The sequence below is a fragment of the Ruminococcoides bili genome, from assembly GCF_040093295.1.
Classification (GTDB): domain Bacteria; phylum Bacillota; class Clostridia; order Oscillospirales; family Acutalibacteraceae; genus Ruminococcoides; species Ruminococcoides intestinale_A.
On the sequence record NZ_JBBNJY010000008.1, the window covers coordinates 66,605 to 91,804 of the forward strand.

At 33.0% G+C, this 25,200-nt stretch carries 23 protein-coding genes; 5 read left to right on the top strand and 18 right to left on the bottom strand.

Going from position 1 to position 25,200, the window contains the following annotated elements; genetic code table 11:
* Positions 1-47 precede the first annotated feature (47 nt).
* The 5 genes from AAAY30_RS04425 (at position 48) to AAAY30_RS04445 (ending at position 4,208) form a co-directional block, all read left to right on the top strand.
* Positions 48-2,000, top strand: a complete 1,953-nt coding sequence (locus AAAY30_RS04425) for a DNA polymerase (RefSeq protein WP_337781636.1) — start codon at positions 48-50, stop codon at positions 1,998-2,000.
* Between the two features lie 52 nt (positions 2,001-2,052).
* Positions 2,053-2,463: a DNA gyrase inhibitor YacG gene (locus AAAY30_RS04430; RefSeq protein ID WP_117846745.1), complete on the top strand. Its 411-nt coding sequence runs from the start codon at positions 2,053-2,055 to the stop codon at positions 2,461-2,463.
* On the top strand, positions 2,456-2,650 hold the full coding sequence (locus AAAY30_RS04435; RefSeq protein WP_022233898.1) for an excisionase: 195 nt from the start codon (positions 2,456-2,458) through the stop codon (positions 2,648-2,650). The genes AAAY30_RS04430 and AAAY30_RS04435 overlap by 8 nt, the downstream gene beginning before the upstream one ends.
* Positions 2,651-2,731: 81 nt before the next feature.
* Positions 2,732-2,974 (top strand): helix-turn-helix domain-containing protein, encoded by a 243-nt coding sequence (locus tag AAAY30_RS04440; RefSeq protein WP_337781635.1) that lies wholly within the window; start codon positions 2,732-2,734, stop codon positions 2,972-2,974.
* Positions 2,937-4,208, top strand: coding sequence for a tyrosine-type recombinase/integrase (locus AAAY30_RS04445; RefSeq protein ID WP_337781634.1), 1,272 nt, complete (start codon positions 2,937-2,939; stop codon positions 4,206-4,208). The genes AAAY30_RS04440 and AAAY30_RS04445 overlap by 38 nt, the downstream gene beginning before the upstream one ends.
* A gap of 156 nt (positions 4,209-4,364) precedes the next feature.
* Here the strand turns inward: AAAY30_RS04445 and AAAY30_RS04450 are convergent, their stop codons facing one another.
* From AAAY30_RS04450 to AAAY30_RS04535, 18 genes are all read right to left on the bottom strand, one after another.
* Entirely contained in the window at positions 4,365-10,046 is a 5,682-nt protein-coding gene (locus AAAY30_RS04450; RefSeq protein ID WP_303106610.1) for a hypothetical protein, read from the bottom strand.
* A complete protein-coding gene (locus AAAY30_RS04455; RefSeq protein ID WP_117704992.1) occupies positions 10,043-10,480 on the bottom strand; it encodes a hypothetical protein in 438 nt (145 codons plus the stop codon). The genes AAAY30_RS04450 and AAAY30_RS04455 overlap by 4 nt, the downstream gene beginning before the upstream one ends.
* 30 nt (positions 10,481-10,510) lie before the next feature.
* A complete protein-coding gene (locus tag AAAY30_RS04460; protein WP_294439204.1) occupies positions 10,511-10,879 on the bottom strand; it encodes a hypothetical protein in 369 nt (122 codons plus the stop codon).
* Positions 10,866-12,881 carry a protein kinase domain-containing protein gene (locus AAAY30_RS04465; protein WP_293641653.1) on the bottom strand — a complete coding sequence of 672 codons (2,016 nt, stop codon included), beginning with the start codon at positions 12,879-12,881 and terminating at the stop codon, positions 10,866-10,868. Before AAAY30_RS04465 ends, AAAY30_RS04460 begins: the two co-directional genes overlap by 14 nt.
* Entirely contained in the window at positions 12,871-13,020 is a 150-nt protein-coding gene (locus AAAY30_RS04470) for a hypothetical protein (protein ID WP_181987125.1), read from the bottom strand. The genes AAAY30_RS04465 and AAAY30_RS04470 overlap by 11 nt, the downstream gene beginning before the upstream one ends.
* A 1-nt stretch (position 13,021) precedes the next feature.
* Complete coding sequence (locus tag AAAY30_RS04475; protein ID WP_293641658.1) at positions 13,022-13,357, bottom strand: WXG100 family type VII secretion target; 336 nt, start codon at positions 13,355-13,357, stop codon at positions 13,022-13,024.
* A gap of 10 nt (positions 13,358-13,367) precedes the next feature.
* On the bottom strand, positions 13,368-15,107 hold the full coding sequence (locus AAAY30_RS04480; protein WP_294439202.1) for an FtsK/SpoIIIE domain-containing protein: 1,740 nt from the start codon (positions 15,105-15,107) through the stop codon (positions 13,368-13,370).
* Between the two features lie 6 nt (positions 15,108-15,113).
* Complete coding sequence (locus AAAY30_RS04485) at positions 15,114-18,488, bottom strand: FtsK/SpoIIIE domain-containing protein (RefSeq protein ID WP_337781633.1); 3,375 nt, start codon at positions 18,486-18,488, stop codon at positions 15,114-15,116.
* A gap of 10 nt (positions 18,489-18,498) precedes the next feature.
* Positions 18,499-19,650, bottom strand: a complete 1,152-nt coding sequence (locus tag AAAY30_RS04490) for a hypothetical protein (RefSeq protein WP_294439197.1) — start codon at positions 19,648-19,650, stop codon at positions 18,499-18,501.
* Between the two features lie 76 nt (positions 19,651-19,726).
* Positions 19,727-20,044: a hypothetical protein gene (locus tag AAAY30_RS04495; protein WP_117704998.1), complete on the bottom strand. Its 318-nt coding sequence runs from the start codon at positions 20,042-20,044 to the stop codon at positions 19,727-19,729.
* 29 nt (positions 20,045-20,073) lie between these two features.
* A complete protein-coding gene (locus AAAY30_RS04500) occupies positions 20,074-20,421 on the bottom strand; it encodes a WXG100 family type VII secretion target (RefSeq protein WP_117704999.1) in 348 nt (115 codons plus the stop codon).
* 13 nt (positions 20,422-20,434) lie between these two features.
* On the bottom strand, positions 20,435-20,752 hold the full coding sequence (locus AAAY30_RS04505) for a Rho GTPase-activating protein (RefSeq protein ID WP_242990377.1): 318 nt from the start codon (positions 20,750-20,752) through the stop codon (positions 20,435-20,437).
* A complete protein-coding gene (locus AAAY30_RS04510) occupies positions 20,752-22,266 on the bottom strand; it encodes a tetratricopeptide repeat protein (protein ID WP_293641668.1) in 1,515 nt (504 codons plus the stop codon). Before AAAY30_RS04510 ends, AAAY30_RS04505 begins: the two co-directional genes overlap by 1 nt.
* 21 nt (positions 22,267-22,287) lie before the next feature.
* Positions 22,288-22,701, bottom strand: coding sequence for a hypothetical protein (locus AAAY30_RS04515; RefSeq protein WP_295025843.1), 414 nt, complete (start codon positions 22,699-22,701; stop codon positions 22,288-22,290).
* An 82-nt stretch (positions 22,702-22,783) separates the two neighbouring features.
* A complete protein-coding gene (locus AAAY30_RS04520; RefSeq protein WP_295025844.1) occupies positions 22,784-23,458 on the bottom strand; it encodes an SMI1/KNR4 family protein in 675 nt (224 codons plus the stop codon).
* Between the two features lie 15 nt (positions 23,459-23,473).
* Entirely contained in the window at positions 23,474-24,019 is a 546-nt protein-coding gene (locus AAAY30_RS04525) for a hypothetical protein (RefSeq protein ID WP_337781584.1), read from the bottom strand.
* A 105-nt stretch (positions 24,020-24,124) separates the two neighbouring features.
* Positions 24,125-24,670 carry a suppressor of fused domain protein gene (locus AAAY30_RS04530; RefSeq protein WP_117972075.1) on the bottom strand — a complete coding sequence of 182 codons (546 nt, stop codon included), beginning with the start codon at positions 24,668-24,670 and terminating at the stop codon, positions 24,125-24,127.
* On the bottom strand, positions 24,667-25,200 hold a 534-nt coding region (locus tag AAAY30_RS04535), incomplete at its 5' end, for a polymorphic toxin-type HINT domain-containing protein (protein WP_499215869.1). The genes AAAY30_RS04530 and AAAY30_RS04535, both read right to left, overlap by 4 nt.

Below are 25,200 nucleotides of genomic sequence, written 5' to 3' on the forward strand. Positions count from 1 at the left end.
AGAGATACTCTCTGCCGTCCGTTTTTTATATATAAGGAAGTGAAAACATGAAATCAATCAGTATTGACATAGAAACATATTCAAGTGCTAATCTTCAGAAATCCGGTGTTTACCGTTATGCGGAAAGTGATGATTTTGAAATTCTGCTGTTTGGCTATTCTGTTGACGGCAGTGATGTCAAAGTCATTGACTTGTGTATGGGAGAAAAGATACCCGAGGATATTCTTGATGCACTGACCGATACTTCGGTTATCAAATGGGCATTCAACGCACAATTTGAGAGGGTATGCTTATCAAGGTATCTTAAAGATTTAGGTATAGATTTTGACGGCAAATATCTTAACCCGTCATCTTGGCATTGTACTCTTGTCTGGTCGGCAACACTTGGTCTTCCCCTTTCTCTTGAGGGTGTGGGTGCTGTATTAGGCCTTGAAAATCAAAAGCTGTCAGAGGGTAAAAATCTCATACGATATTTTTGTATTCCCTGTTCCCCTACAAAAATCAATAATGGCAGAACAAGAAATATGCCATATCACAATATAGAAAAGTGGAATAATTTCAAAGCATACAATATTCGTGATGTTGAAACTGAGATGAGTATTCAAAAGAAATTATCAAGATTTCCTGTAAGTGATTCAATATGGAACGAATACCACCTTGACCAAAATATAAATGACCGTGGCATTGGTGTAGATATGTTTTTAGTTGAAAACGCAATAGTTATTGATGAAATGGTTAAAAAGTCGCTTGTCAATGATATACAATCCCTTACCAATCTTGATAATCCAAATTCCGTTCAGCAAATGAAAAACTGGCTCTCCGAAAGCGGATTTGAAACCGAAAGTCTTAACAAAACATCAGTTTCAGAAATGCTGAAAACTGCACCGTATCATGTACACAAAGTGTTATCCCTCAGACAGCAACTAACAAAAAGCAGTGTTAAGAAATACACAGCAATGAAAAATGCCGTTTGTAAAGACAGCCGTGCAAGGGGAATGTTTCAGTTTTACGGTGCAAACAGAACAGGTCGATTTTCAGGCAGACTTGTGCAATTACAGAATTTACCGCAAAACCATATGAGTGATTTGGCAGATGCACGAAGTCTTGTAAAATGCGGAAATTATGATGCACTCAGTATTCTTTATAATGATATTCCGGACACACTTTCACAACTTATCCGCACCGCTTTTATTCCACAGCACAGTTGCAAATTCATAGTAGCCGATTTTTCTGCTATTGAGGCAAGGATTCTTGCGTGGCTTGCAGGTGAGAAATGGAGAAACAAAGTTTTTAGTGAGGGCAAAGATATTTATTGCAGTAGTGCATCACAGATGTTTGGTGTTCCTGTTGAAAAGCATGGAATAAACGGGCATCTGCGACAAAAAGGCAAAATCGCCGAGCTTGCACTCGGATACGGCGGTTCTGTCGGGGCATTGAAAGCTATGGGTGCTATTCAGATGGGACTTTCAGAGGATGAACTTCAACCTCTAGTGTGTGCGTGGAGAAACTCTAATCCGTCAATTACTAAACTCTGGTGGGACATTGATAAATGTGTTAAAGAAACTGTTACCAAAAGGATACCGACTGAAACCAACGGCATATCTTTTACCTACGAAAGCGGATTTCTGTTCATCACTCTCCCCTCCGGCAGAAGACTTGCATATGTTAAGCCGAGAATCGGAATAAATAAATTTGGCGGTGAATCAGTTACCTATGAGGGCATTGGCAGTACGAAGAAATGGGAACGGCTTGAAAGCTACGGCCCTAAGTTCTGTGAAAATATCATTCAAGCCATTGCAAGAGATATATTATTATACGCAATGCAAACACTAAAAAATTACCGCATAATCGCTCATGTTCATGACGAGGTTATTATTGAATGCCAAAAAGATGTTTCCGTAAACACTATCTGCGAACAAATGAGCAGAACTCCGCCTTGGGCAAAAGGTCTTTTACTCCGTGCGGACGGTTATGAATGTCAATTTTATATGAAAGATTAAAAAGCGTCCTTTTTCACCTTCTGCTATGGCTATATGGTAGGAGGTGCTTTTTATGACAGACAATGAGAAAAAGCAAATTGAAAGCTACCGAAAGAACGGTTACGGATACAAACAGATTTCAAATCTCACAAACCTATCCGTTAATACAATAAAATCATACTGTAAAAGGAACAAACTGATGAGTGCCGATTTGCAAAGCAATGATAACCACACTCTTTGTTGTGAACAATGTGGAAAACCGGTTGAGCAAAACGAGCACCGCAAACGCAAGAGATTTTGTTCAGACGCTTGCAGAAACAAGTGGTGGAACAATCATCTTGATTTAGTCAAAAGGAAAGCCATTTATGAGCTGACTTGTCATTATTGCAGAAAAACTTTTACAGTTTACGGCAATGCAAAAAGAAAATTTTGCAATCATAGTTGTTATGTCAAATACAGATACGGAGGAAAACAAAATGGATAAGCCTACATACGCAGAGCGTTACACCCTAACTGTCAAAGAAGCCGGATTATATTTTAACATTGGCATTAAAAAAATGAGAAAACTTGCCGAGGATAATCTCGGAATTTTTTCAGTTTTGAGCGGTAATCGCTATTTGATTATACGAACAAAATTTGAGGAATATCTGTGCAATAATTCTACGATATAGTTTCCTTTTATCTGCTGAAAGTAGTTGCTATTCTGAGAGTTTTACGGCAATATATGAGTACCAAACGAGGAGGTAAAAAATATGAATAAACCATCACTGCATGACAAAGATTTTTTGACGGTAATTGAAACAGCCGAATTATTTGGACTCAGCAGAAGAAAAATGTTCCGTCTTACAAGCCAACGCGGTCTTCCCTTTATGGCTAAATACGGAACACGAAAGTTAATCATCAAAGATGAATTTGTAAAATATCTTAATAAATCAGGAATGAAGGGAGAACTCAAAAATGGCGAGCCGAGGACAAAGACGAGATTCAAAGCATAGACTTTTGCACAACGGAGAATCAATAAGGGCAAATGGAAAATATCAATTCAAGTATTTAGTTGACGGCAAGCCAAAATTTGTATACAGTTGGCGACTTGTTCCGACAGATCCACAACCAATAGGCAAACAGCCTTGCCTGTCACTGAGAGAATTAGAAAAGCTGGTCGGTAAAGACATTGACTCAAGACTTGACATAACCGGCAGAAATATCACCGTCAACGAGTTAATCTCCCGTTATCTCAAAACAAGGACAGGTGTAAGACACAACACACTTTCAAATTACAACTTTGTGCAAAACATTATGAGCAAAGAGGAATTTGGAAGTCGCAAAATCGGTGAAATCAAAACTTCTGATGCAAAGCTGTTTCTCATTAAATTACAGGAAGATGGAAGAGGCTCGAGTACAATAAAAACGGTGCGAGGTGTTTTAAGACCGGCATTTCAAATGGCAGTTGATGATGATATTCTAATGAAGAACCCTTTCGGTTTCCAATTACTCGGCATTATCATAAACACTGAACACACCCGACAGGCTCTGACAAAAGAGCAAATGAACAAGTTTTTGAAATTTGTTCGTTACGATAATGTTTACTACAAATACTATGATGTCTTCTACATTCTCTTTCACACTGGTTTGAGAATTTCAGAATTTTGTGGGTTGACGATAAATGACCTTGATATGAACAACAGAATCATCAATATTGACCACCAGTTGCAGAGAACCTCAAAAATGGAGTATGTGATTGAATCAACAAAAACAAATGCCGGCACAAGAAAACTACCTATGACGGAAGATGTTTATCAGGCCTTCAAAAGAATACTTGAAAACAGACCCACAAATCTTCCTGAAATTATGGTTGCAGGACATTGCGGTTTTCTGTTCAGAGATTCGAAAGGAATGCCAGAAGTAGCAATGCATTGGGAGCATAGGTTTAATCACTCGGTCAAGAGATACAATGATATTTTCAGAGAGCAACTGCCTAATATCACCCCTCACATTTGCAGACATACCTATTGTTCAAATATGGCAAAGGCAAGAATGAATCCGAAAACATTGCAATACCTTATGGGACATTCCGATATAGGTGTCACGATGAACACCTATACCCATCTTGGTTTGGATGATGCCAAGGATGAAATGATAAGGCTCGAAGAACTGGAACAAGCAAGAAAAGAAGTTGAAAAAACTCTCGGCACACAACCACTAAAACAGAATATGTTTAAGACGGTGTAAATTGTGCTGATTCATTGATATGATAATTATTTTGTACTATCATATTGTTGTATAAAGCTATATTTTCCGACATAGCAAAGCCTCCTATGAAAGTTTTTAACAACTACCATAGGAGGCTTATTTGTGGAGTAATTTTAAAGACTATTAGGTGTAGTTTTACTTCTTATTGTTTTTTCTACGCTTAAATACAAGGAATGTAAAAATTACAATTGCTGTAATTACCGCAACGCCTGCCACTATTCCAATTATAATCCATAATCTATAATTGCCTATAGCAAGGTGATGCACTTCTTTGATCACAGTATTATTACCTGCTCTGTCAAACAATGAAAGACCTACCGTATGACTGCCTTCATTTAAAATCAACTTGATCTGATTTTTCGATTTTGAATAGTGCAGACCCGGAACATCATTATTTTTGACATCACTTACTTTGTATGTTTTGCCATCTACATACGCTACTGTCTTTTCTTCATCAAGCACTTCACTTATATCATTAAATGAAATAGTTTGATTTCCTGAACCACTAAACCATCCCCAATCTGAGAAGTTTTCCGGAACAGTACAGGTTGGTTTAGTATTATCAATATACATCTCACCAAGATCTAAAATATTCTCGCCATTAACAACTCTCAAGTATAAACTTGTATCCGCATCAGCGGTATAGTTGTTGGCAAAATAACTACCTGGTAATGTATATCGGTAAACACTCGTGCCATACATTTCTTTATCAAAAAGACTCTTTGAATCAGATGTTATATTTGTATCCGTTGATTCATTAGTGTCCTTATCGACCAAACACACGCTGTTTTTTTGAGAATTGCTTGAAAAAACAACTATGCTCAAATCAGAAAAACTACTTGGTTGTTTACTTATAGGACCGTTTTCATCTTCAAAAGAATACCAACCCGTTTTATTTTTGCTATCGCTGTTTTCAATATAAGCAAGAACATCTGTATTTACCATTCGTGTATATGTATTTTCATTAAGTACACTTGGGTTTCCTGCTTTATCATAAGCAATCATTTTTACTGAATAGACTCCGTCTTTGTCAAAGTCCTGCAACTTGTAAATCATATGCGTAGCATCGGAATTATCGACAAATTCTCGAATAGTGTCTTTTGATTCCTCATATTTTATAGTGCCGATTTCTTTTTTATTAGTATAGCTAGGTACATATTTTTTCAAACTATACTCAATTCTGTCGATATTGGTATCCATAAATACAATATTTGGATTTTCATCTTTTCTGCGATTAAAATCATAAATATCACTAAACTTAGTACTACCAGATTCTACCATATCATTATTTCTTTCATACACAATAGGTGCAGTAAAATCAACTTCAAATATCGCCGTATGTGATGAAGAATTCGCATCAAAAATGCCCTTATTATTAGCGCGATCGACAGGATTCATATCAATTTTATATACACCATCTTCTGTAAAAGGAATAGTTATGGAATGATTATCACCTAATTTATTCCAAGAGGCCATTAACGGATATTCAGACCAACCACTATCTTCATGACTGCTTCCAGGTTCCTTATAGTAAACTTTAAGCTGCATATCTTCTTCAACAAAATTAGTTTCTACTACATTGATTGTTGCTGTTGCCTTATCTTTTTCCTTTATGTTAAAAAATACATTTTTATCATCAAAGGATCCGAAATCAGCAAAGTTGTCACTAATTGAAGGGTTTGTTCTGTCAATTACAAATTCAGGTTCACTAAAGGAATCACCCCTATTACCTGCCATATCAGCATATCTAATTGAAAATTCATACCTATTATCTTCAGAAAGTGTAAATGTACCAATGTGTGTTTGATTATCTGAAGTTACTGAGGGCAAATTATCTTGTCCCCAATCTATAGTTTGAACATTGCCGTTTACATTAACTTCCACATCTTTAGGATTAAAATTTCGTTCAGTAATTGTAACAGTTACAGTCTGTGCTGTATTATAGTAATTTCCATTAGAAGAATTCACATTACTTTTCACTGCAGTAATTTTGGGAACGGTAGTGTCTATACTGTATTTAACCCTTTTTACCTCTGAATTACCAGCATTGTCAGTTAATTTAACTGTTACTTCATTACCGTTTGTATTACTCTCAACTACTAAATTAAAATCAATAGATGTCAAAAGATTATGATCTGTCTTGATTGATTTATTGTTAATTACAATATCAGAAGAATTGCTAATATATTTACCGTCAGAATCAACTGAAATAATGCCGTTCTTATTATCATTAGAAACAGACCATTCAATTTTTGAAATACCTGAGTGAGTATCACTAACACTAACAACCAATGGAATACTGGTTTTATAAAGAGGCGCACCATTTGCATCTTCTTTATCAGTATCATTAGTTGCCTTAATATCAATAGAAGATACTGATTTATGTAATGAATCGTCCTCAATCACGCTACCATCTGCACTAATCAGACCTGTTGTATGTTCAACATTATCTGTAACTTTGGCGGCTACAGTACCTTTAAAATTATTTGGAATAAGGATTTCAGCATATGTTCCTGTTGAATCGGTTTTTAGTGATGTTCCATCTGTAATTTCTGTTTTACTTGTGCCGTTTTTATCATTACTATTAAGATAAATTTCAACATTTTTAATTCCGGATGAAACTCCAGGGTCATTAACATATACTTTCAATGGTGTGGCTTTTTTAAAGAAATATCCATAATAATGTTTATAAAAGGGTTTATTATCATCCTGATTTCCAAATTTAAACATAGTAATCTCAGGATTATTTTTATCAATGTTGAATTCTAATACATCCAAATTTGAATTTTGAGCATTGTCGGTAGTATCAGCTGTAATTTTGTACAATCCCTCTTTATTTATATCATAGATATATTTTGCTTCTTGTTTATTAAATGACTCCTTGCCGAAATCAATATTATTAAATTGTGTTTCCGTATAATTAGAAAACGCTTCTGAATTGTTGAGGACATCTGTTTTGACACTCTCAAGACCTGAATTGTACTTATTCTCAGAAGCTATATCACTTGCTGTCACCTGATATTTTATATCGTTACCATACCATACTTTGCCGTTAATTATGTATTTCTCATAGTCTGTTAAAACATCAACCTTAATTTCAGGCGGGTTATTTTCAAGCATTAAATTAATTCCGCTTTCGTTGTTAAGTTCGCCCTCCTGTTTTAACGTTTTTATACTTTCAGTAGAAAAATAATAAATATTCGTATTACCAATTTGGTCAGTTACTGTAAAATATGGGGTGTCTGAATAATTAGGGGTTATAACAAATGTATATGTATTGCCAACTACTGATTTAGGTTTATAGATATCGCCCCAATTAAGAGTAACATCCTTAACTTTTGAAGAAAAAGAATTTTCGCTTTTACCATCATCATTAACTTTTATTGATATATTAATCTCTTTATTGCCAAATATACCAAATGACAAATAATTAAGAACAGACGGTTCCACTGTATATTTCGATTCACTTATTGATGGTGCTTCATTATCAACATAGAATACACCGTTATTAGAATTAAAATTAGTATTATCTTCGTCTAAGATTGCATCGTTACCTGCAATATCCTTTGCTTCAACACATATACGATAGGTACCGCTTTCTAAATCGCCAACATATAGGTCTTCTTCCGCCGATAATATCGGTTCATTTTGATGCGTAAGATTCTTAGGTGGTATATTTTTCACTTCGCTTTCCGTACCATCTTCACTAATCTTTTTGATACAAATATAGTAAGAAGCTAAACCGAACTTATTATCATTTTCTTGGTCTGAAATGGTAAAATGAAGGTTATTTTTGCCTATTCTGTCATCTTGCAAGCCAAAATAAAGACCTTTTTCACTCTGATTATTTTCGTCATTTTGACTAAGGTCAGTTTTATAATTTCCTGTAGCTGTTATTGAATACGAAGGAGCATCATTTTCTAATACAAGTGTAGCACCACTACTATCATCTGCATTAATTTCATCTAAAAATTCATCTGGTAGATTTTCACTATAATCATTTATAGTTTTAAAGTTATATTTTCTTTCATTTCCCAAGAAATCTTTTATTGTAATGTATGGTGTTCCCTTTCCGGAACTATCGAGACAAAATGTGTATGTATTTTCATCTACTGTTGCATCATAAGATTTATTATTCCAATAGAGCTTAACTTCATTTGGGTCAACACCGCAACCTTTATCATTAACATTAATTGAAATTTCCACACGAGGTACACCAAAGATTCCAAAAGTAACATAGTTAAGTAAGCCATTCTTAACTTCGTACTTCATTTCAACAATATTAGGTGCAGTAGTATCAACATAGTAGACTTTACTAAAAGTTTTTTTATTTCCGCTAAGGTCAGTAACAGTTACATTAATCTCATACTTACCATCTTTAGTAAACACCAATTCTTCGGTTGTTTCCTCCGTTGACGGAAGAATATGATTACCATCTTTTTTAACAATATTTTCTTTATCTGCTTTGGTATCAATTTTGGCATCATCATTTTCTTTTACAGTAATAATATAGCTTGCAATGCCTATATCATCACTTAATTTAAATTTGACGTGCAACTTAGAAAAATAATATTCATCCTTTTCAGTTATAACCGGCGTTTCAGTTCTATTTTGTTCTATTTTTACATCTCCGCTGCCAAAAGAATCATAGAAAAAGGTTTTGATTTTTCCATTCTCCTCAAGAATAAGGGTATCACTTTGATGGTTTACTTCATCAAAAGCTGTCACTGATATTGATTGTATAGCAAAATCGGTTAATTCAGTTAATTGTTTTTCATTTTTTAACCGACCATATAATTCATTAAATGAAATATAATACCAATTTTCTTCTTTTTTTATACCAACCGGTGGAGCAAGTTTATTGTTTTCAACATTTAATTTATATTGATTATTATTTATCTTAATACTAAGTTCTACATTTTTAAGATTCATTTCAATAATATTGAGTTTTAAATACGATTTATCACCAATATAAGTATATTCACTCTTTTCCTCTTCACCGTCATCATTAGTTTTTACATAAAACTCCCTGCTTTCAAGCTTTGTTTCTGTTTCATCAGAAATATTTACAACCTGAAAACCATTTATTTTTGGAATATCAGCATCGTCAATCTTTTCAGATGATACAGTTGTTTTATTTCCTAAATTGTCGCTTAACTCAATTTTAATACTGTGACTCTGCATTTTTAAATCTAAAGGAATTTTAAAATTAACTTTTTTATCCCCATCAAGCTCAATCTTCTCTACATAAACACCCTCGCTGTTATTATCTATAAAATAATGAATATCTCGAACACCTGAAAGATCAGTTATATCTTCGTCGGCAACAAGACAATAATCATTACCTATTTTTGTTTCTTTAATTTTAAAAGCTGAAGGGCCCTCAGTATCATACATAAAATGCACAGCTTCAACACTGTCATTGACAGGATTTGATTCACCAGGATATTTTGCCCAAAACTTTATATAATAAGAGCCTTGAGGCAAATTTTCCGATTCATCCCCATCCCACACAAACGCATCAGAATCTGTATAATTACCCCAATCGTCAAGCTTATCCGTACTTGTCTTATAATATATTTCAGTACTGACAGGAGCAGTAATCTTAAGTTTATTTATATCATTAGTCCATTTATTTTCGTCATCCACCGTAACATTAAGTTCAGGTACAGAGAAATCATTAATTTCATCATCATCTAAAACTGATGATGATTCATTTCTTTCTGCTGCCAAAACCGTGCCTATGTTCATCAACATTGAACATATAACAATTACAATTGACAAAAATAATGCCGTAGATTTCTTTAATACACTCATTTTCTTTTACCTCTCTTTACTATAAAAGCATAATTATTGCCGTTGAAAACTGAATGAAGATAACTCAATAGTAATGCTAACGCAAGCATCATTATCGAAAATACATTATGCTGTCCTAATATTGCACTAAACAATAAGAATAAAACTATACTTAGTAGCCATACAATGTCACAAATAGTTGCATTCTTATTTTTCATAAAGCAAAAGATTCCGGGATATTTATGTATTTTATATTTTTCATTTTTTCTATATTTCCCTATTAAAAAAGTAAAAATTAATCCTATAATTAAACCACCCCAAAAAATTGTACTTATAATCAGTGGCTTTAAAGATTCTTTAATATTGTCTGCTAAAATAAGCATAACAGATACTGAAGACAACGCAAAACAAGCAATACTTATTGCTAAAAATATTTTATATACTTTTGTAGTCAATAAAAATCTCCTCCAAACCAATATGTATTCCTATTTATTATCCAAAGTTTTAGATAGGGCATTAAACGAAGTTCCCTTATTATATGAAACATTTACTATTCCTTTGCCTCCGGGGCGTCTGTATTTTCTAAGACTTAAAAAAACTCCGTAAAAAGTCGCACCTACCTGAACTGACAAAACTATCACAGCAAGAGTAATAAAGATGGGAGAATTATATCTAATATCCATTGAAACAATGATATCTTCTAATTTACCAATTGCAAACAAAAATATAATAGCAAGAGTCATTATCGAACCTGCAATCGCAAAAGTAATATAAGCAGGTTTTCTTATGTATTTTCTAATCTTACTAAATTCTTCGTTTTTCCATCCCACTTTGATTCTATTAATTAGATTCATTACTCAACACTCCATTCACATTTCCAAAAGCACTTATATTATTAAGTGTTTGTTTAATTGTATTTTTTAATTCAGATAGTTTCATATCAGTTTCATATTCTGTCAATAATGTGTAATTTGAATCCGATTTAAGTTCTTGCTCGGCAATACTGTTTATTTGTTCATCATGATTTAAATCCTGTGCTAATCTACTGACCAGTCTGTTTAAGTTTTTATTATCAGTATTATCGACAAGCATATTATAACATTCCAACAAGTTTTGCCTTTTCTGCGCATTATAAATTTGAACAGCTATTTTATATCCGTCGCTACTACAATTTGGAAGCCCTGTAACTGTATTTTCAATACAAGAGCTCAACTCCTTTTGGTCAACTGACAATAACATCTGATCTACAGAATCATTTATAAATTTGGTATTATTCATTTGTGTAAGTAAATTAACCAAAACAACAGTTTCCGAATAATTTAGCGTATCGCCTTCCTTACTCAAAAATTCAAATACTTTGTTATAAATATTTTGTTTTTCCGATTCAATTGAAGATTTCATCTGTTCAGCGGCAGCATTTTCAAGCCACTCAATCTTGGTTGGGTTGTAATTTTCAATAATATTATCCATTTTACGCTCTGCAAAATAACTGCCTGTCATCTTTAAAAATCCACAAACAAGCAGAATAACGCAAAACAAACCTGCCATAACACCAACTACACCAAATGAATTTCTAACCTTTATATTTTCTGATTTCATTATAGATGGAGCAGATTCTTTTGCGTTTATAATATCATCATGCAGAGTTTTATAATCATGGTAATACAATGGGCTCTCAAGAAAACCTTTTTCTCTTCTGCGGGTACATTTCTTAATTATATTTTCTAATTTTTCGTGATAATGAGCAGATGTTAATGATAAATCTCTATCACAATAAGCATCATCATTCATAATATTATGTCGGTAATAATCGTAAGAACCTCCTAAACTTTTATCTTTAGCAAATTCCGTATTACCTGTATATAACTCAAATACATTCAAGCATTCCCAAAAAGTAGCTCCAAAAGAAAAAATATCACTTTCTATACTCATTCTGCCCTTTTCAAAATTATCATCATTAAAAGGAAACACAGAACCGTTTGATGCGTTCACATAACATTCAGGAGCAGCATATCCCAATGTACCATACTGATACATACGGGTTATACTTTGCTCTTTATTATAATCAGCTTCACCAAGATTACTTTTGACCGACTTTGTTTCTATATCAATATGTTCAGAACGACCAAAATCAATTAAAACAAGTTCCTTGCCATAACGCGTAACCATAATATTATCCGGTTTAATATCAAGGTGTAAAATATGCTTTTGATCCGTAATATATTCCAAGATATCACAAAGATTTAACATAAAGTCAAACATATCACTTTGATAACGAATCAATTCTTCGTAATCGTTGCTGTAACTTTTGAGCATTCTAAGCTTCTTGTCATTTGAAAACTGATGAAAAGAATTTTTCTTTTTTAAATTATTACCAACATCAACTGTTTCAGTAAGTTTCCAATAATAATCTCGACAGTATTCTTCCAGCGACCAACCGTCAACATACTCTTCAACAACACAAAAAAACTTTTCACGGTTAATAGAAATAGACTTCCTGCCTTCTTCGACATGTGTATCCGTTAGTGAAAAATCGCCTAAGTCTTCTATGACATCGAAAATTCTAACAACCGAACGGCAATCCTGGAGTTCATCAAAAATTTTTAAATCATGTGTTCTAAATCGGTCATACACATTAACAACCCTACTTACACCACCCTCAGCTCCAATCAGGAGGGATTTATACTTAAATTTAAGCACACAAGACAACACTATATCTCCGGAATGTGAAATTTTAAGTCCTTTGTAAACAATACTTTCAGTACCTGTAGCAATATAACCATCAGATGACAGCCCGTATGATGTATCTATTATGTAATTAAATTCAGAACCTTTAATAATACCTTTAGTCATCATTTTCTTCCTCATTAAATTCCATTATTACTTTGTTAAATATAGTATCAGGGTCATTTGAATTTAATTTTTTAAGAAAGACATTATTTGATGTTGAATTCGTTTGGTTACAGGCAAACTGAGCATCTGTAAGATCAACCATTTTACTCCTCCGTTCCGGAATTAGGATTTCTATTAAATTCTCCCAATTCATCATCGACCTGACTATATGAATCTCTAATATCTTTTACGGCACTTTCATTTATTGCTTTAAGAACATCTTCAACACTGCCGATTTTTTCTAAAATATGAGCTATTTCAGTACTATAAGCATCTGCTCCTACACCTTTCCAAGAAGCAAGTAATTCCTTATTTATCCTGTTAAACTCGTTTTTTATAGTGGCAAATTCTGTAATAACCTCAGCACTTTGCTTTTCAAAGTTTGCAATTTTCGTAGTATCTGCTGAAACAAATTTACCGCTTGAATTATTGTCAGACATAATAATCTCCTTACTCAGTTTTTATAAACTTTGCTTTTTTTAATAAATCAGCTTCGACATTATAGAAATAGCCGTCACCAATTTCACATTTTGCATATTCTTCTTTTAGATTCTTTTGATCCATATCACCAAATACAGTTTTAGATCCACGCTCGCTTGCAAATTCTGCGATATTGTCAAGCAGGAAAACTGTTTTTAAGGTACTGTTAAACAATGCATTTACCTCTGCATCTGTTATTTTCTTTACATCTGTAAAAATAAAAATATAATCATTTTCATCTGCAACGTCTATTAATTCCTGCAAAAAATAATGTATAAAATCAGAATTCATCTTTGTATTAAGATAAATTGATTTACTTTGTATTACAAACACAGTTGGTGTTCCGTCTGCTTTATCTGCACCTCTAGGTAAATCCTCTACCGTAAAATCAATATCATCAATTCCATAAATCTGATAAAGTAAATCATTATCATAATCGTTGTACAGACTCATATATTTTTCATGCAATATTTTATAAAACTGTTGCATAGGCGAAAGCTTTCTCTTTTTCATTCTGCCATTAACAAAGTTTATAGGAATTTGCTCATACTCAGAAATATAATCACAGTCAAATGTTTCAGAAAACTCATCATAAAAAACTTTTAATTGCTTTCTGCCGTCATCAAAAAAGACAAACCTTGAATTTTTCTTATTGTTTTTCAGATTTCGCAACAACAATCTAAGAAGATTTGTTTTACCAAATTCTTTTTTACCATAAATTGCAACCACTCTTGAATCTGAAAAATCAACATTTATTGGTTTAAACTCTACATAGTCCAACCCAACTTCAACATTATTAGATGACAAAACCCTATCTGTAGCATCCAGAGGTTGTCTTAAATTAACAAAATCCTCAAAAAGAAGTTCCTGTGGAAATGTTTTGTATTTTTGAACCTGTTTTCTATATTCAAATGAAGATTCATCATAAGCAAATTTTTCTTTTAACTTTCTCATAAAAACCGAATCTTCATCATTTATGTCAGAACACTTTAATATCTGAACTTCATAAGGTGCATTTAGATTAAAAGTACCTATAATATCATCAGGTCTTTCAGTTACATTCGCATATCCTCTTCCTTGTATGTTACCAAGGCTTTCAACTTTAGAACCAAATATTTCTGAACATTTATCAGGAGCAAAATTTAATGCTATTTTCTGTTCAAATGAAAGCAAATAGTTTGAAATTCCTTTCGTATCTGAAGCAGTAAAAACTACTGAAATACCACGAGATCTACCATCACGACAAATTCTGCCAAATTTCTCGTGATATGCAGAGTATCTGTTTTCACCTATAAAAGCATTTAAATTATCAATAATAAATGTTGTATGTGGTAAATTATTTTTTCTTCCGACACTAAAATTATAGCTGCCAAGATCTTTAATGTTTTGCTTTAAAATTGATTCTAAAATAACAAAAACACGCTTTACATATTCTTCACTGGTATTATCAAAATAAGCTGAAACCAATGGCATATCTTTGTAATCTCTTAATGCTCCTCCAAAATCAAGAATAAATATTTGCTCATTATATATATTACTTCTTTTATGAAGACAGTTGATTAACAACTTTAAAAAATTGGTTTTACCTGACATAGCCGAACCAAAAACTGCAATATTTGAATTAACGAGATCAACTTTAAAATTCGATTGCTTTTGCTTATTTGGTATATCATATCTGCCCAAAGAGCACATTTCAAATCCATTATTCAAAGTCTATCACACCTCATTCCATTCATTAAATTCATCGTTGTCATCCGAAAGTAAAACAGGTAATGGTTCAAGAAATATTTTTTCCGGTACATCGTATTTATTCGTACCATTCGATGTCTTTTGACTTGTTATTTCAATGATTTTCTCAACAACATACTCTAATTGCGTAATACCAAAGCTAAGTTTTTTATTTTTTGCTTTAAGCACATCATTATGTTTTGTTGAATCATAAAAGTCACTAATAAATTCACCTGTATTTGTTACATAAGTCATCTTTGTAGCCGGTTTTATGTCTGTATTTTTATTTGCACCCGTATAAGCAGACTGGAAATACTCATATCTGCTACCGGTTCCAACTAAAATATATGCCCTACCATGCCCAGGCATAGTTGCAGCCGCTGCATCTGTAGTACCCAACATTTCTTTTGATGCCTGCTTAGTTGCTACTTTTAGACATATCTTTGATTTTGTGTTTACACGAATATCATCATTTATAGCACCCTCAATGTTCTGTGACACCAATATAATATGTAATCCAAGTGTTCTGCCAATTCGTGCAATAGTAGTAATTTCGGCAATAAAATCTATATCATTAGATTCACTTGAAAATCTTTTCAATTCGGTAAATTCATCGACAACCAGTATAAGATGTGAAAGTGGTTTTAGTTTGCTTATGTCACCGTCAATATATCTGATTTGCTTTTCTTTTTTACCATCACGAATTTCTTGTATCAATTCTTCATACTTTGATCTTTCGTTTGGATTGGATTTCAATTCATGAATTTTCTTTATTTTTCTATAAGTACGGATATATGCGTCCGCATTATCAACATCAAGATCTGAAAGTATTATTTGACGATTTTTCACTTCGGCATTAAGCGATTCCAAAAATCGTTTAAGCATATACACTGCAGAAATTCCTTGGCTTTCGCCTGCAGTATTCGTAACCGTGCCCACACAATGAGGTAATTTACCCAAGCGTTCAGAAAATCCTCCACCCTTCATATCAACAAGCATTAGATTGAGATCGGATGGAGAATACTTTACACAAAGTCCGATAAGATATGTAATTATTGTTTCAGATTTACCGGAACCTGTCGTACCGGCGACAAGCATATGTGGACCATCAGCATTTTCATGAAGATCCAGATAAGTTATCCCATGTTCATTTTTACCGACAGCAACCTTCATATTACGAGTAACATCATTATTTTGAACATCAGACCAGTTTTTACATATTATATTTGTTAATTCATCTGTCTGTATTTGCTCATTATTTAATTTATAAATATCTTCAAATAATTCAAAAAGAGTTACTAATGAAGGAACTTTACCGTTTTCAGCTATTCTAGTATAGTAAATAGAACTTAATCGTCTGAAAGCAATGTCAAATTCTGAATTTGGATGTTCCTTTGTTCCGTTATTAAATATGTAATCATTTGTAAAATTTGTATATTCAATTATGTCATCCGTTGTGGTTGATGAATCTTTACCACGAGCTAATTTACTAAGAGTTTCGTGGCTTAAAAGATTATACCTGTTGCTTATACGATGAATAGTTTCATCAAGTTCAACAATACTGCCGCAATATTTGGGCAACATACCTTTTTCTTTTTGAATAAACACAAATGTTAAGCCTAAAGAATTTTCATAGTTTTCTCCTTCTTTAGGTGCTTCAGGAATATATTTTGAAAAAGCTTTTTCCTTAATATCATAATCATCTAACACAAAACAAATAATCTGTGTTACTTTTTCAGACAAAGAATTACTGTCCGGCTCATCTGAACTATTGGATTTTACTCGTTCCGAAATTATACTTTGTAACTGGCTATACACTTCGCCTGCACTTTTTTCATCGAACACAAATTGAGATAAACCATCAAATAATTCATTAGCGTGCGGAAGAAACATATAGTCGTTTATTATGTCACTCTGTTTCTCGATATCTTTTTCTTTATTAAAAAAGAATACCAACTGAACATCCTCGGGAGAATGGTAAAAAGAAAGTTCAAAAGCTAAATGTCTGATGAAATTCAACGACACATCATCATTTTTAGAAATTACGCCCAATGTACCGATATTTTTGAGATCGACAAGTAAAGGTGGTTTTTCTGCTTTTGCCGATGAATCTCTTAAAAATTTAAATCCTGTAATTTCTTTTTCTCCATTTTCTCCTATAGTTTCCTGTGTGGTTGAAAATATATAAGGTAACTCTGTAAGGAGAAATTGATTTTTCATTTCTTCTGTTGTTTGTTGATATCCTTTTTTATTTTTATGTTTCGGCGGTATTTCAATTGTAATATAGGGACACTCATCTTCTCCTTTCTTGGGCGGATGGAGCTTATAACGCACATCATAAAATATGTCATCTTTTTGCTCTGCTTTAATTTGAAATGATGGCTTTATTTCATCCGATTCACCAAGCGTTACTCTCATAAAGTCATTGTCATTTTGTGAACGTGCAAAAATTGCAGTGGAAATCTCGCCTGTTTGATTAAATAATGTACACATTCTGGGATAAGCTTTATTTAGATAAACAATTTCATCCTTTTGCCATTTTACAATTTTCTTTTTAATTATAGTTTCATTAATATAATTTTCATATTTTTCTTTCCATTCACTAACAGACTGTTTATAATCTTTTGATTGTTTTCTTCGATTATAAAGAGAAGTCACCGCTGACATAAACGGCATTGCAATAGTCATTGCCAACATAGAATCATTAAGCCCTGAATTGCTTGAAAACTGACTGATAAAAAAGCGTATGCCAACCATTCCTAAACCGGTAATTAATGGCGGAGCAATAGTATCTAATAAACTACCCTTAGCCTTTGTAGGCATGTCACCTGCTGGAAGAATATCTATTACTGTAGGTTCAATTACATTAAGCCTTCTGGTACTTATGTTATATTCCAAAGTATTATTATCACGGAGTATATATGTTTTTTCTCTGTCGCCCTTATCAAACAGCTGTGGTACATTTGTAACCATATCATTATCAGTAATAAAAAACTCACTTGATGTAACAATTCCAAGGCTACTCAATGACAAATCGTAATTGTTTTTGACCTTCTTTTGTTGATCAAGTACATCCATTGATTGTTCTGTAATATCGACTTTAGAGTATTCACCCATGATAGTGTAAAGAATCAACAACTCACAATGAGTTTTGATATATTGTTCAAATGCCTGAAAACAATCCTGTATGCTAAGAGTTGTATCGGCGCCTATACTTTCATCCGGATTAAAGTTTTTAAGTCCGTAATATACGCCTTGAATAAATTCTTTTAAAGTAATATCTTTTACTACAAGAAAAGACAATGTTCGCACTCTATTTTTTATATTAAATTTTACAGAAACTAAAATTTCATTGTTTTTCATATCATTTACCCTATGCCCTGTGAATAGAATTTTTATATTCAAAATTTATTTTAGGCGGATTAACTACTACACCATGCGAAAGTTCTATTTTTGGCTCACTAATACTAAAACTTATTGTAGGTGAGTCAATACTTTTAACCTTAACTTGATTTAATTTTTCAGAAGTGGTACATTTTCCAACAATTTTCGCTGTTTTTGGTATAACTACACTACTTAATATAACTTTTGACATTTCAGGCTTTTCAAATTCATTAACATTATTCTCAATATAAGTAGTTTTTGGCTTAGTTATATTAACCGGTTTTAATTTATAATTTTCAACTTTAGATGTAGGTATAATTACCTCCGACGAATTTATCTCAATATTAATAGGTTTTCTATTTAAAGATACTTTGGGAAAGTTTATCTCGCTTTTTGGTAAATCAGTCATCTTATAAGTTTTAATACTTTTTTTAGTAAGATAAGATTTACTAACATGGATATATGGTAATACTTGTAATTTCATTGGAACAAAATCAGTGTTAATTTCATCCGGTACATTTGTAAAAACCAAAGGTAATTTCTTAGTTATATTATTTTGAATTTTTACTGATGGTATCTGTGCCGTTGCTATGAAAACACCATTTGTCTTAATTAACTCTAATTTACCAATCTGAACATTTTTCAAAGATGGAGTAGCTACATAAGATTCTTTTAAATTCAACTGTACATCTGAAAATTCACAGTTTATGTTCTTTGGATTAATGCTAACTACTTTATTGGGCTTTGAAACATAAAATCTATTGATTTTTTTATTAGTAAATTTTAATCCGACATTTGGTATATCAGGTAATGTAACACTATGCTTGTTTACAAAATCAACTTTTTTATATTTGGAAAGTGTTTTATTCACACAATTAGTTGCATTTAAAATATTACTGCTAAACTCAGAAATATCAGCTTCAAATACTCCAAACCTCTTGTTATAATTTTGAGGAATCAAAAAGTTTTTCATATATCTTTTTTTGATTTTGAAACGTGGTACTTTCACTTTTCTCTGCCTTTCAAGACGGTTGACAAAAGCTTCACGTTCTTGATATTCAGCATACAACTGTTCGTAATTTTTTCTTTCTACTGAAGTTAATTTCTGAATTTCGTCCTGCGATAAAATTTTAAATGCCACCAAAATCACATCCCTTACATAACAAATGCGGCTCTATTTGTAATTTAACAAACAGAGCCACATATAAGCCGAATACTCAGCCCTGTCCGCCGCCTCTAATACTTTCAGCAATCTGTGCGTCAACTTTTTCAAAATTGTCACGATTTCCTTCGAGAAGACTTGACATTCCTTTAATCATTGCCGGAAGACCTGCTTCCAAACTTGTTACAAATTCTTTATAACTTTTATCAAAAAGCTCAATCAAAGCATCTTTGGAATCGCCTTCCATTTCGGCGATAGCTGCCTTAAAAGCTGTTTCAAATTCAGTTCCTGCGTTAGCATATTTAGTAGCCAAATTATCAATATTTGTTACCGATGAGGCTACATTCTGATTAACAATTCTACAATCTGCCATAATATAATACCTCCGTTAAATATAATTACTTAACCCTGTGCACTGCCAGAGTTCTGGTTACCCTGACCAAGCTGATCATCAACACCCTGATCATCACCGGGAATTTGCATTTTTATTGTGTTACAAATTTCTTTGAGTGAGTCAAGCATTTTTGTAAGATTATCAGTAACATTTGGAAGAATACTTGTATCGTAAAAAGCCTTAAAACCATTAGCTGCTGCACCCGAAAAACTGCTTGGAATAAGTCCGTCAATTTCAGATTGAAGCTCACTGTTAATTCCTGTTACCTGACTCTGATAATCGTCCACTGCTTTAATAGCAGCATCCATCATTGCCTTTGTGATGTTAACCGTACCGGTTGAACCCATATTTGCCATAAATATTTACCTCCTAAAATAAATGACTTAAATTTTCAAAACCTGTAAATACATCCTTGTAATAACCATTACCAATAACTGTATCGAGTGTATCGGATATATGGTTAACTACAAGTGACATATTTTCTATTGGTTTTAATAAAACATTTTTAGCCTCAAGCTGAGCCTCATGCCCTGCTTCGGTATCCATTGCTCCTGCAAGTTCCTCATACATAGTACTGAGTTTTTCTTTTAATTTATTGGTGCGTTCTTTTAATGCACGCATATCTTGTGCAGCAGTATTGAATTTTTCTTCATCAACCACAAGGTCTTTGGATAAATATGTAGCCACTATGCTTCACCTCCACTTTGCGCAGTTTTTATCTGCTCTAAGATTGGTTTACGCATTTCATCGGACAATAAGTCTGCAAGCTTTTCAGCTTCTTCAAATTCTCCGAGATCTATATGACATTGTATGCGGAATGTAAGTACTAAGAGGTCCGTAGGATCTTTAATCATTTCGTTTCTTAAGTATGTAAGAAAATCTCTGTATTCTTCATCAGCCTTAGGATAGCCTTCATCCTTTAACGCTTTAATAAGGCTGTATTTACCGATATATTTACTCTGAGGATCAGAACTGTTAGCGAGTTTTGATGCATACACTTTAATGTGTTCATTATCTTTAACAATTGTATAAGCTGCCACATATAAACGATAAATATGTTCTGTTTTTTCCTGAGAATAAACAGGATTCACATCGACATCTAACTTGCTATAATCAGATTCATGATTTTGAGCTATCGGTGTCATATTTTTTTCAAGATCCGGTGAGTTACGCCTTGCCTTTGCCGCCATTTCTCTGCCATATCTTTCAATTTTCTGTTCACCATACTTGCGTCTTACAGTTTCAACAGCAATATCAATTTCTCGTTGACCCGGTTTTACTACAGGTTTTGTTTCTAACTCAGTCAACTGTTTTACTGAAAACCCTTCATTAAATGAATTGATTGGATTTTCAGCCGCATTGATACACTTCAATGCCATATTTGAATTTTCGAGTTGAATATATATTTCAGCTGCATTGATATAACTGTCAACAATACTATTGACTTCCGGCTCAACCACACATAATCCTTCAAAAATTTTATCTATTGCCAAATAAAGATGTTCCTTATCACCGTCAAGTTCATAACGAGCGTTTTCATAAGCAACCCAATCAAAAAACAGTTCTTTTACAGGTTTTGCAAAACGTTCGGCACGGTCAAGTTCTTTTTCTGCTTCCTCAAGCCTTTCCTCTTGCAAAAGAATATTAAAAGCAATTCTGTATCCCAAATACTCTGTCGGAGCAAGCAACTTCATTTGATTAGCTACTTCTATACCGTTTGATGTTTGACCGCTCATACTGTAACTTAAAGCCTTACGTTGAAGTACATCCATATCTATGCCGACAACTTTTTCAGATTTTATTAAGTTTATTATTGCATCATTGTACCTGTGAAGATCGAAACAAAGCATACCCATTATTTTGTATAGCTGTCCCACCACATTAGGTGAACAACCAATTTCATCAGCCTTTGCGAACATTTCTAATGCTTTAACCGGTTGATTAGATGTGGCATATGCGTAACCAAGGTTAAAATACCGATCACCATTATCAGCATCATTTTCAACTGCAATTTTGTAATGCTCTATTGCGTTATCATAATCCTGTTTAGACATATACGCATTACCTGCACATTGATGAGCATCAGAATTATTTTCATCAACTTTGAGTGCCTCGTCTGCAAGTTTTAATGACTCATTATATCTGCCTTGTACAAAGGCAAGACGAGAATCTGCTATCAATACATCAATAGAAATTTCCATCTTATCACTCCTTCACTAAAATTAAAATGATATAAATAATTTAAAACGCAATATTTTGAAATCAATAATTTTAAATGTCGGCATACCACCTGTAAATACGGCGGTTGCTGTTACACCTGTTTGGAAAATGTTATACGCTTTGCTTTCGTGTAATTTGGCATTCAATGTGGCAATATCACCGTTTCCAAAAGCTTTATCAACAAGCGCTATTGTATCAAATCCGCCCATAGCAGTACTCATTACCTTTGTTACTGATGCTGTTCCTTTGATAAATTTACCAAAGCCGGACATACATTTAATTCCTTTACCGGCAACTGCACCTAACTGTCCAAGTCCAGCAAAAGCCGCTCCGCCGATTGCACCGCTTATTGCGCCTGAGAGTGCTCCATCTTCGAAACCTTCTAGGAACGAACCTCCGTTGGCAATACTTTCCAAAATTTCATTTTTAAAAATTCAAATGCAAATTTAAAATAAGTTTTGGATATACAGGTATTTTCAGCATACCAACATACAATAGTTAGTTAAATCCCATTACAATCCATTCATCTACAATATCCCAGAAATTTTTATTATATATAGGTTTTTTCCTTGAAAACCACACAATTGAATTTTCATCACCATAATTTTGCATATCGAGTAAAACATATCCGCCCATTCCGGTTTCAAAGAAAATATAGGTCGATTTCATACTAAACAGAATATCTAATTTTAAATCCTCAATGATTCCCCAATCATAATCATTCATACAGGTAACTTTTTGAACGGGTAATATGCCCATATTTTGGCTGGCATAATAATAAAATCCATTATGAACGAAACTGTAAAAAGACTTCAACGACTCTGGAATACTATTCCAAATAAAAAGTTCTTTTTCATAATCATGAATAGGTAAAAGTCCTTCATAATAATCAATACTGCCATCCATCATTATTAATTCATAAATAACAGATATGCCATATGATGTTTTAATCAGACTGACATCTATTAGGTGTTCGGATAAGTAATTAATAGTGTTTCTTAATTCTTTTTCACAATGTTTTTTCCAAATACTAATTGTATTTTTGACGCGTTTGTTTTGTGTTTCTTCCTTAAAAACATTTTTCCACTCGTTGGTAATAAAAGAATCCACATCATTAATAGATACCAGTTCTACATTATCCCTATATTTATTTAAAAAATCCAATTTATCCATCAAAACGCTCACTCCTTACTTTCCTGCAAGTTCATCTATCATTCCCTGTAATATAGGTTCTAAAATAGACTCTTTCACCATCATTTTAGTTCTATATTCTTGTGAAATTGGAATATTTTCCTTTTTATATAGTGTCCATTCACTATATGACTTTGCACCTTTTGAAGCGTTTGCCGATTTGCTCAAACCAGTAAAATTATCTTCATAATTCAACACTTTAAGCTTATTTTCTGTAGAAAGCTTATCAAAGTTCTCAATTTTGGTTATTTTATCCATAGATACTATATGATCAGCCTCTAAAGATCCCTCTATTTTCTTTCCATGTATAGCAGGATCATCCGCTCCAATTATGTTATTTTCATTAACTTTCTGCCTTACTTTGCGCGACGGTGTCTGTGATCTAAGTTCATCGTATTCTTCATCAGAAATTCTTCTCTCACCATAACGAGGCTTTGTTGGGGAGTATTCCGCATTATGTACAAGTAAACTACTGTCACCTACAAAATAAGTATGGTAATCTTCTACTTTAAAATTATAAACCTTAACTGTTTCGTCATGCAAGTATTCACGGATTATTTGAGCAACTAAATGTATTTTTCTGTTATTGTCTACAAGTTAAGAACATATTCAAAAAGCCACTGTATTAATAAGGCGTTTTCAATTTTTTTATAAAACAGATTTTCGCTTTAAATCAATAACATCAACATCACTATTTTCTAGAAGGTCTTCAAATTTTTCGCTACCATATTTCTTGATAAATTCAGCTTCATCTTTAGAAACAAAGAGACACATATAAATACAGCATACATCATTTACAAAAGCAAAGTTTTCCGGTAGTACAAACACATTTGTAAAATACAAAGCTGTTTTATTGTATTTCTCTGCAAAACTAGCATTAATATTTTCTACGCCCTCAATAAGAATACCTTTTCCAAAATTCATTCTATTTGATAAGATATAGAAAACTGCATTTGCTAACACTTCAGCACATTCATCGTAACTTTCGTCCACAGCCAAAGCAATCTCACACTGATTGTTTATCATATCAGAATACTTTGATACTCCTAACGTGATAAATACCATACTATTTTCAATCACTTTAGGAAAACCTAGTATCTGAATTTCTTGCTCCCCATTACTATAAACATCTGCACCAATATAGTCACCTAAAAAATGTTCGTAATGGTCTAGTAATAACTCTCCTACATTCATTTTGCAAAATCTCCTTTAACACCTTCAAACATATGTCCTTGATTGCAATTGGGACATTGTGCTCTAACATCTTGATTGTAAATATCAAGAACTTGTTTTCTCGTTGGAGCAGTTGGCCACTTCTTCATTTCTTGTACACGCTCATTCCAAGTTGTCGGATAATGATCTCCATCATACCCAACACGTGTTCTGCCATTTTGGGTAATAGTTTCTGGAATTTTTTTACCACAAGTCGGACATATCATATTACCATCAGCATCTCTAGGGGCTTCCGCTTTCATTTTTTCGTGCGTTGACTTTCTATATTTACCTCTTGCATACAAGTCGCCTGCATTATGAACCAAAATGCAATACTCACTGACAAAATATGTATGATAATCATCGACCTGAAAGTTATAAACCTTAACCGATTCATCACCTAAGTTTTCTCGGTAAAGCTGTTCAACAAGGACAACATTTCCATTTTTATCAATAAGTTCTGCACCTATCCACAAGGCTTCGGCGCTGACAAAACCTTTATCTTTCACATA

Excerpts from the sequence above, each read along its gene's own strand:
- AAAY30_RS04425 (WP_337781636.1), top strand. The coding sequence starts at position 48 with ATGAAATCAATCAGTATTGACATAGAAACATATTCAAGTGCTAATCTT.
- AAAY30_RS04430 (WP_117846745.1), top strand. The coding sequence starts at position 2,053 with ATGACAGACAATGAGAAAAAGCAAATTGAAAGCTACCGAAAGAACGGT.
- AAAY30_RS04435 (WP_022233898.1), top strand. The coding sequence starts at position 2,456 with ATGGATAAGCCTACATACGCAGAGCGTTACACCCTAACTGTCAAAGAA.
- AAAY30_RS04440 (WP_337781635.1), top strand. The coding sequence starts at position 2,732 with ATGAATAAACCATCACTGCATGACAAAGATTTTTTGACGGTAATTGAA.
- AAAY30_RS04445 (WP_337781634.1), top strand. The coding sequence starts at position 2,937 with ATGGCGAGCCGAGGACAAAGACGAGATTCAAAGCATAGACTTTTGCAC.
- AAAY30_RS04450 (WP_303106610.1), bottom strand. The coding sequence starts at position 10,046 with ATGAGTGTATTAAAGAAATCTACGGCATTATTTTTGTCAATTGTAATT.
- AAAY30_RS04460 (WP_294439204.1), bottom strand. The coding sequence starts at position 10,879 with ATGAATCTAATTAATAGAATCAAAGTGGGATGGAAAAACGAAGAATTT.
- AAAY30_RS04465 (WP_293641653.1), bottom strand. The coding sequence starts at position 12,881 with ATGATGACTAAAGGTATTATTAAAGGTTCTGAATTTAATTACATAATA.
- AAAY30_RS04470 (WP_181987125.1), bottom strand. The coding sequence starts at position 13,020 with ATGGTTGATCTTACAGATGCTCAGTTTGCCTGTAACCAAACGAATTCA.
- AAAY30_RS04475 (WP_293641658.1), bottom strand. The coding sequence starts at position 13,357 with ATGTCTGACAATAATTCAAGCGGTAAATTTGTTTCAGCAGATACTACG.
- AAAY30_RS04485 (WP_337781633.1), bottom strand. The coding sequence starts at position 18,488 with ATGAAAAACAATGAAATTTTAGTTTCTGTAAAATTTAATATAAAAAAT.
- AAAY30_RS04495 (WP_117704998.1), bottom strand. The coding sequence starts at position 20,044 with ATGGCAGATTGTAGAATTGTTAATCAGAATGTAGCCTCATCGGTAACA.
- AAAY30_RS04500 (WP_117704999.1), bottom strand. The coding sequence starts at position 20,421 with ATGGCAAATATGGGTTCAACCGGTACGGTTAACATCACAAAGGCAATG.
- AAAY30_RS04510 (WP_293641668.1), bottom strand. The coding sequence starts at position 22,266 with ATGGAAATTTCTATTGATGTATTGATAGCAGATTCTCGTCTTGCCTTT.
- AAAY30_RS04520 (WP_295025844.1), bottom strand. The coding sequence starts at position 23,458 with ATGGATAAATTGGATTTTTTAAATAAATATAGGGATAATGTAGAACTG.
- AAAY30_RS04530 (WP_117972075.1), bottom strand. The coding sequence starts at position 24,670 with ATGAATGTAGGAGAGTTATTACTAGACCATTACGAACATTTTTTAGGT.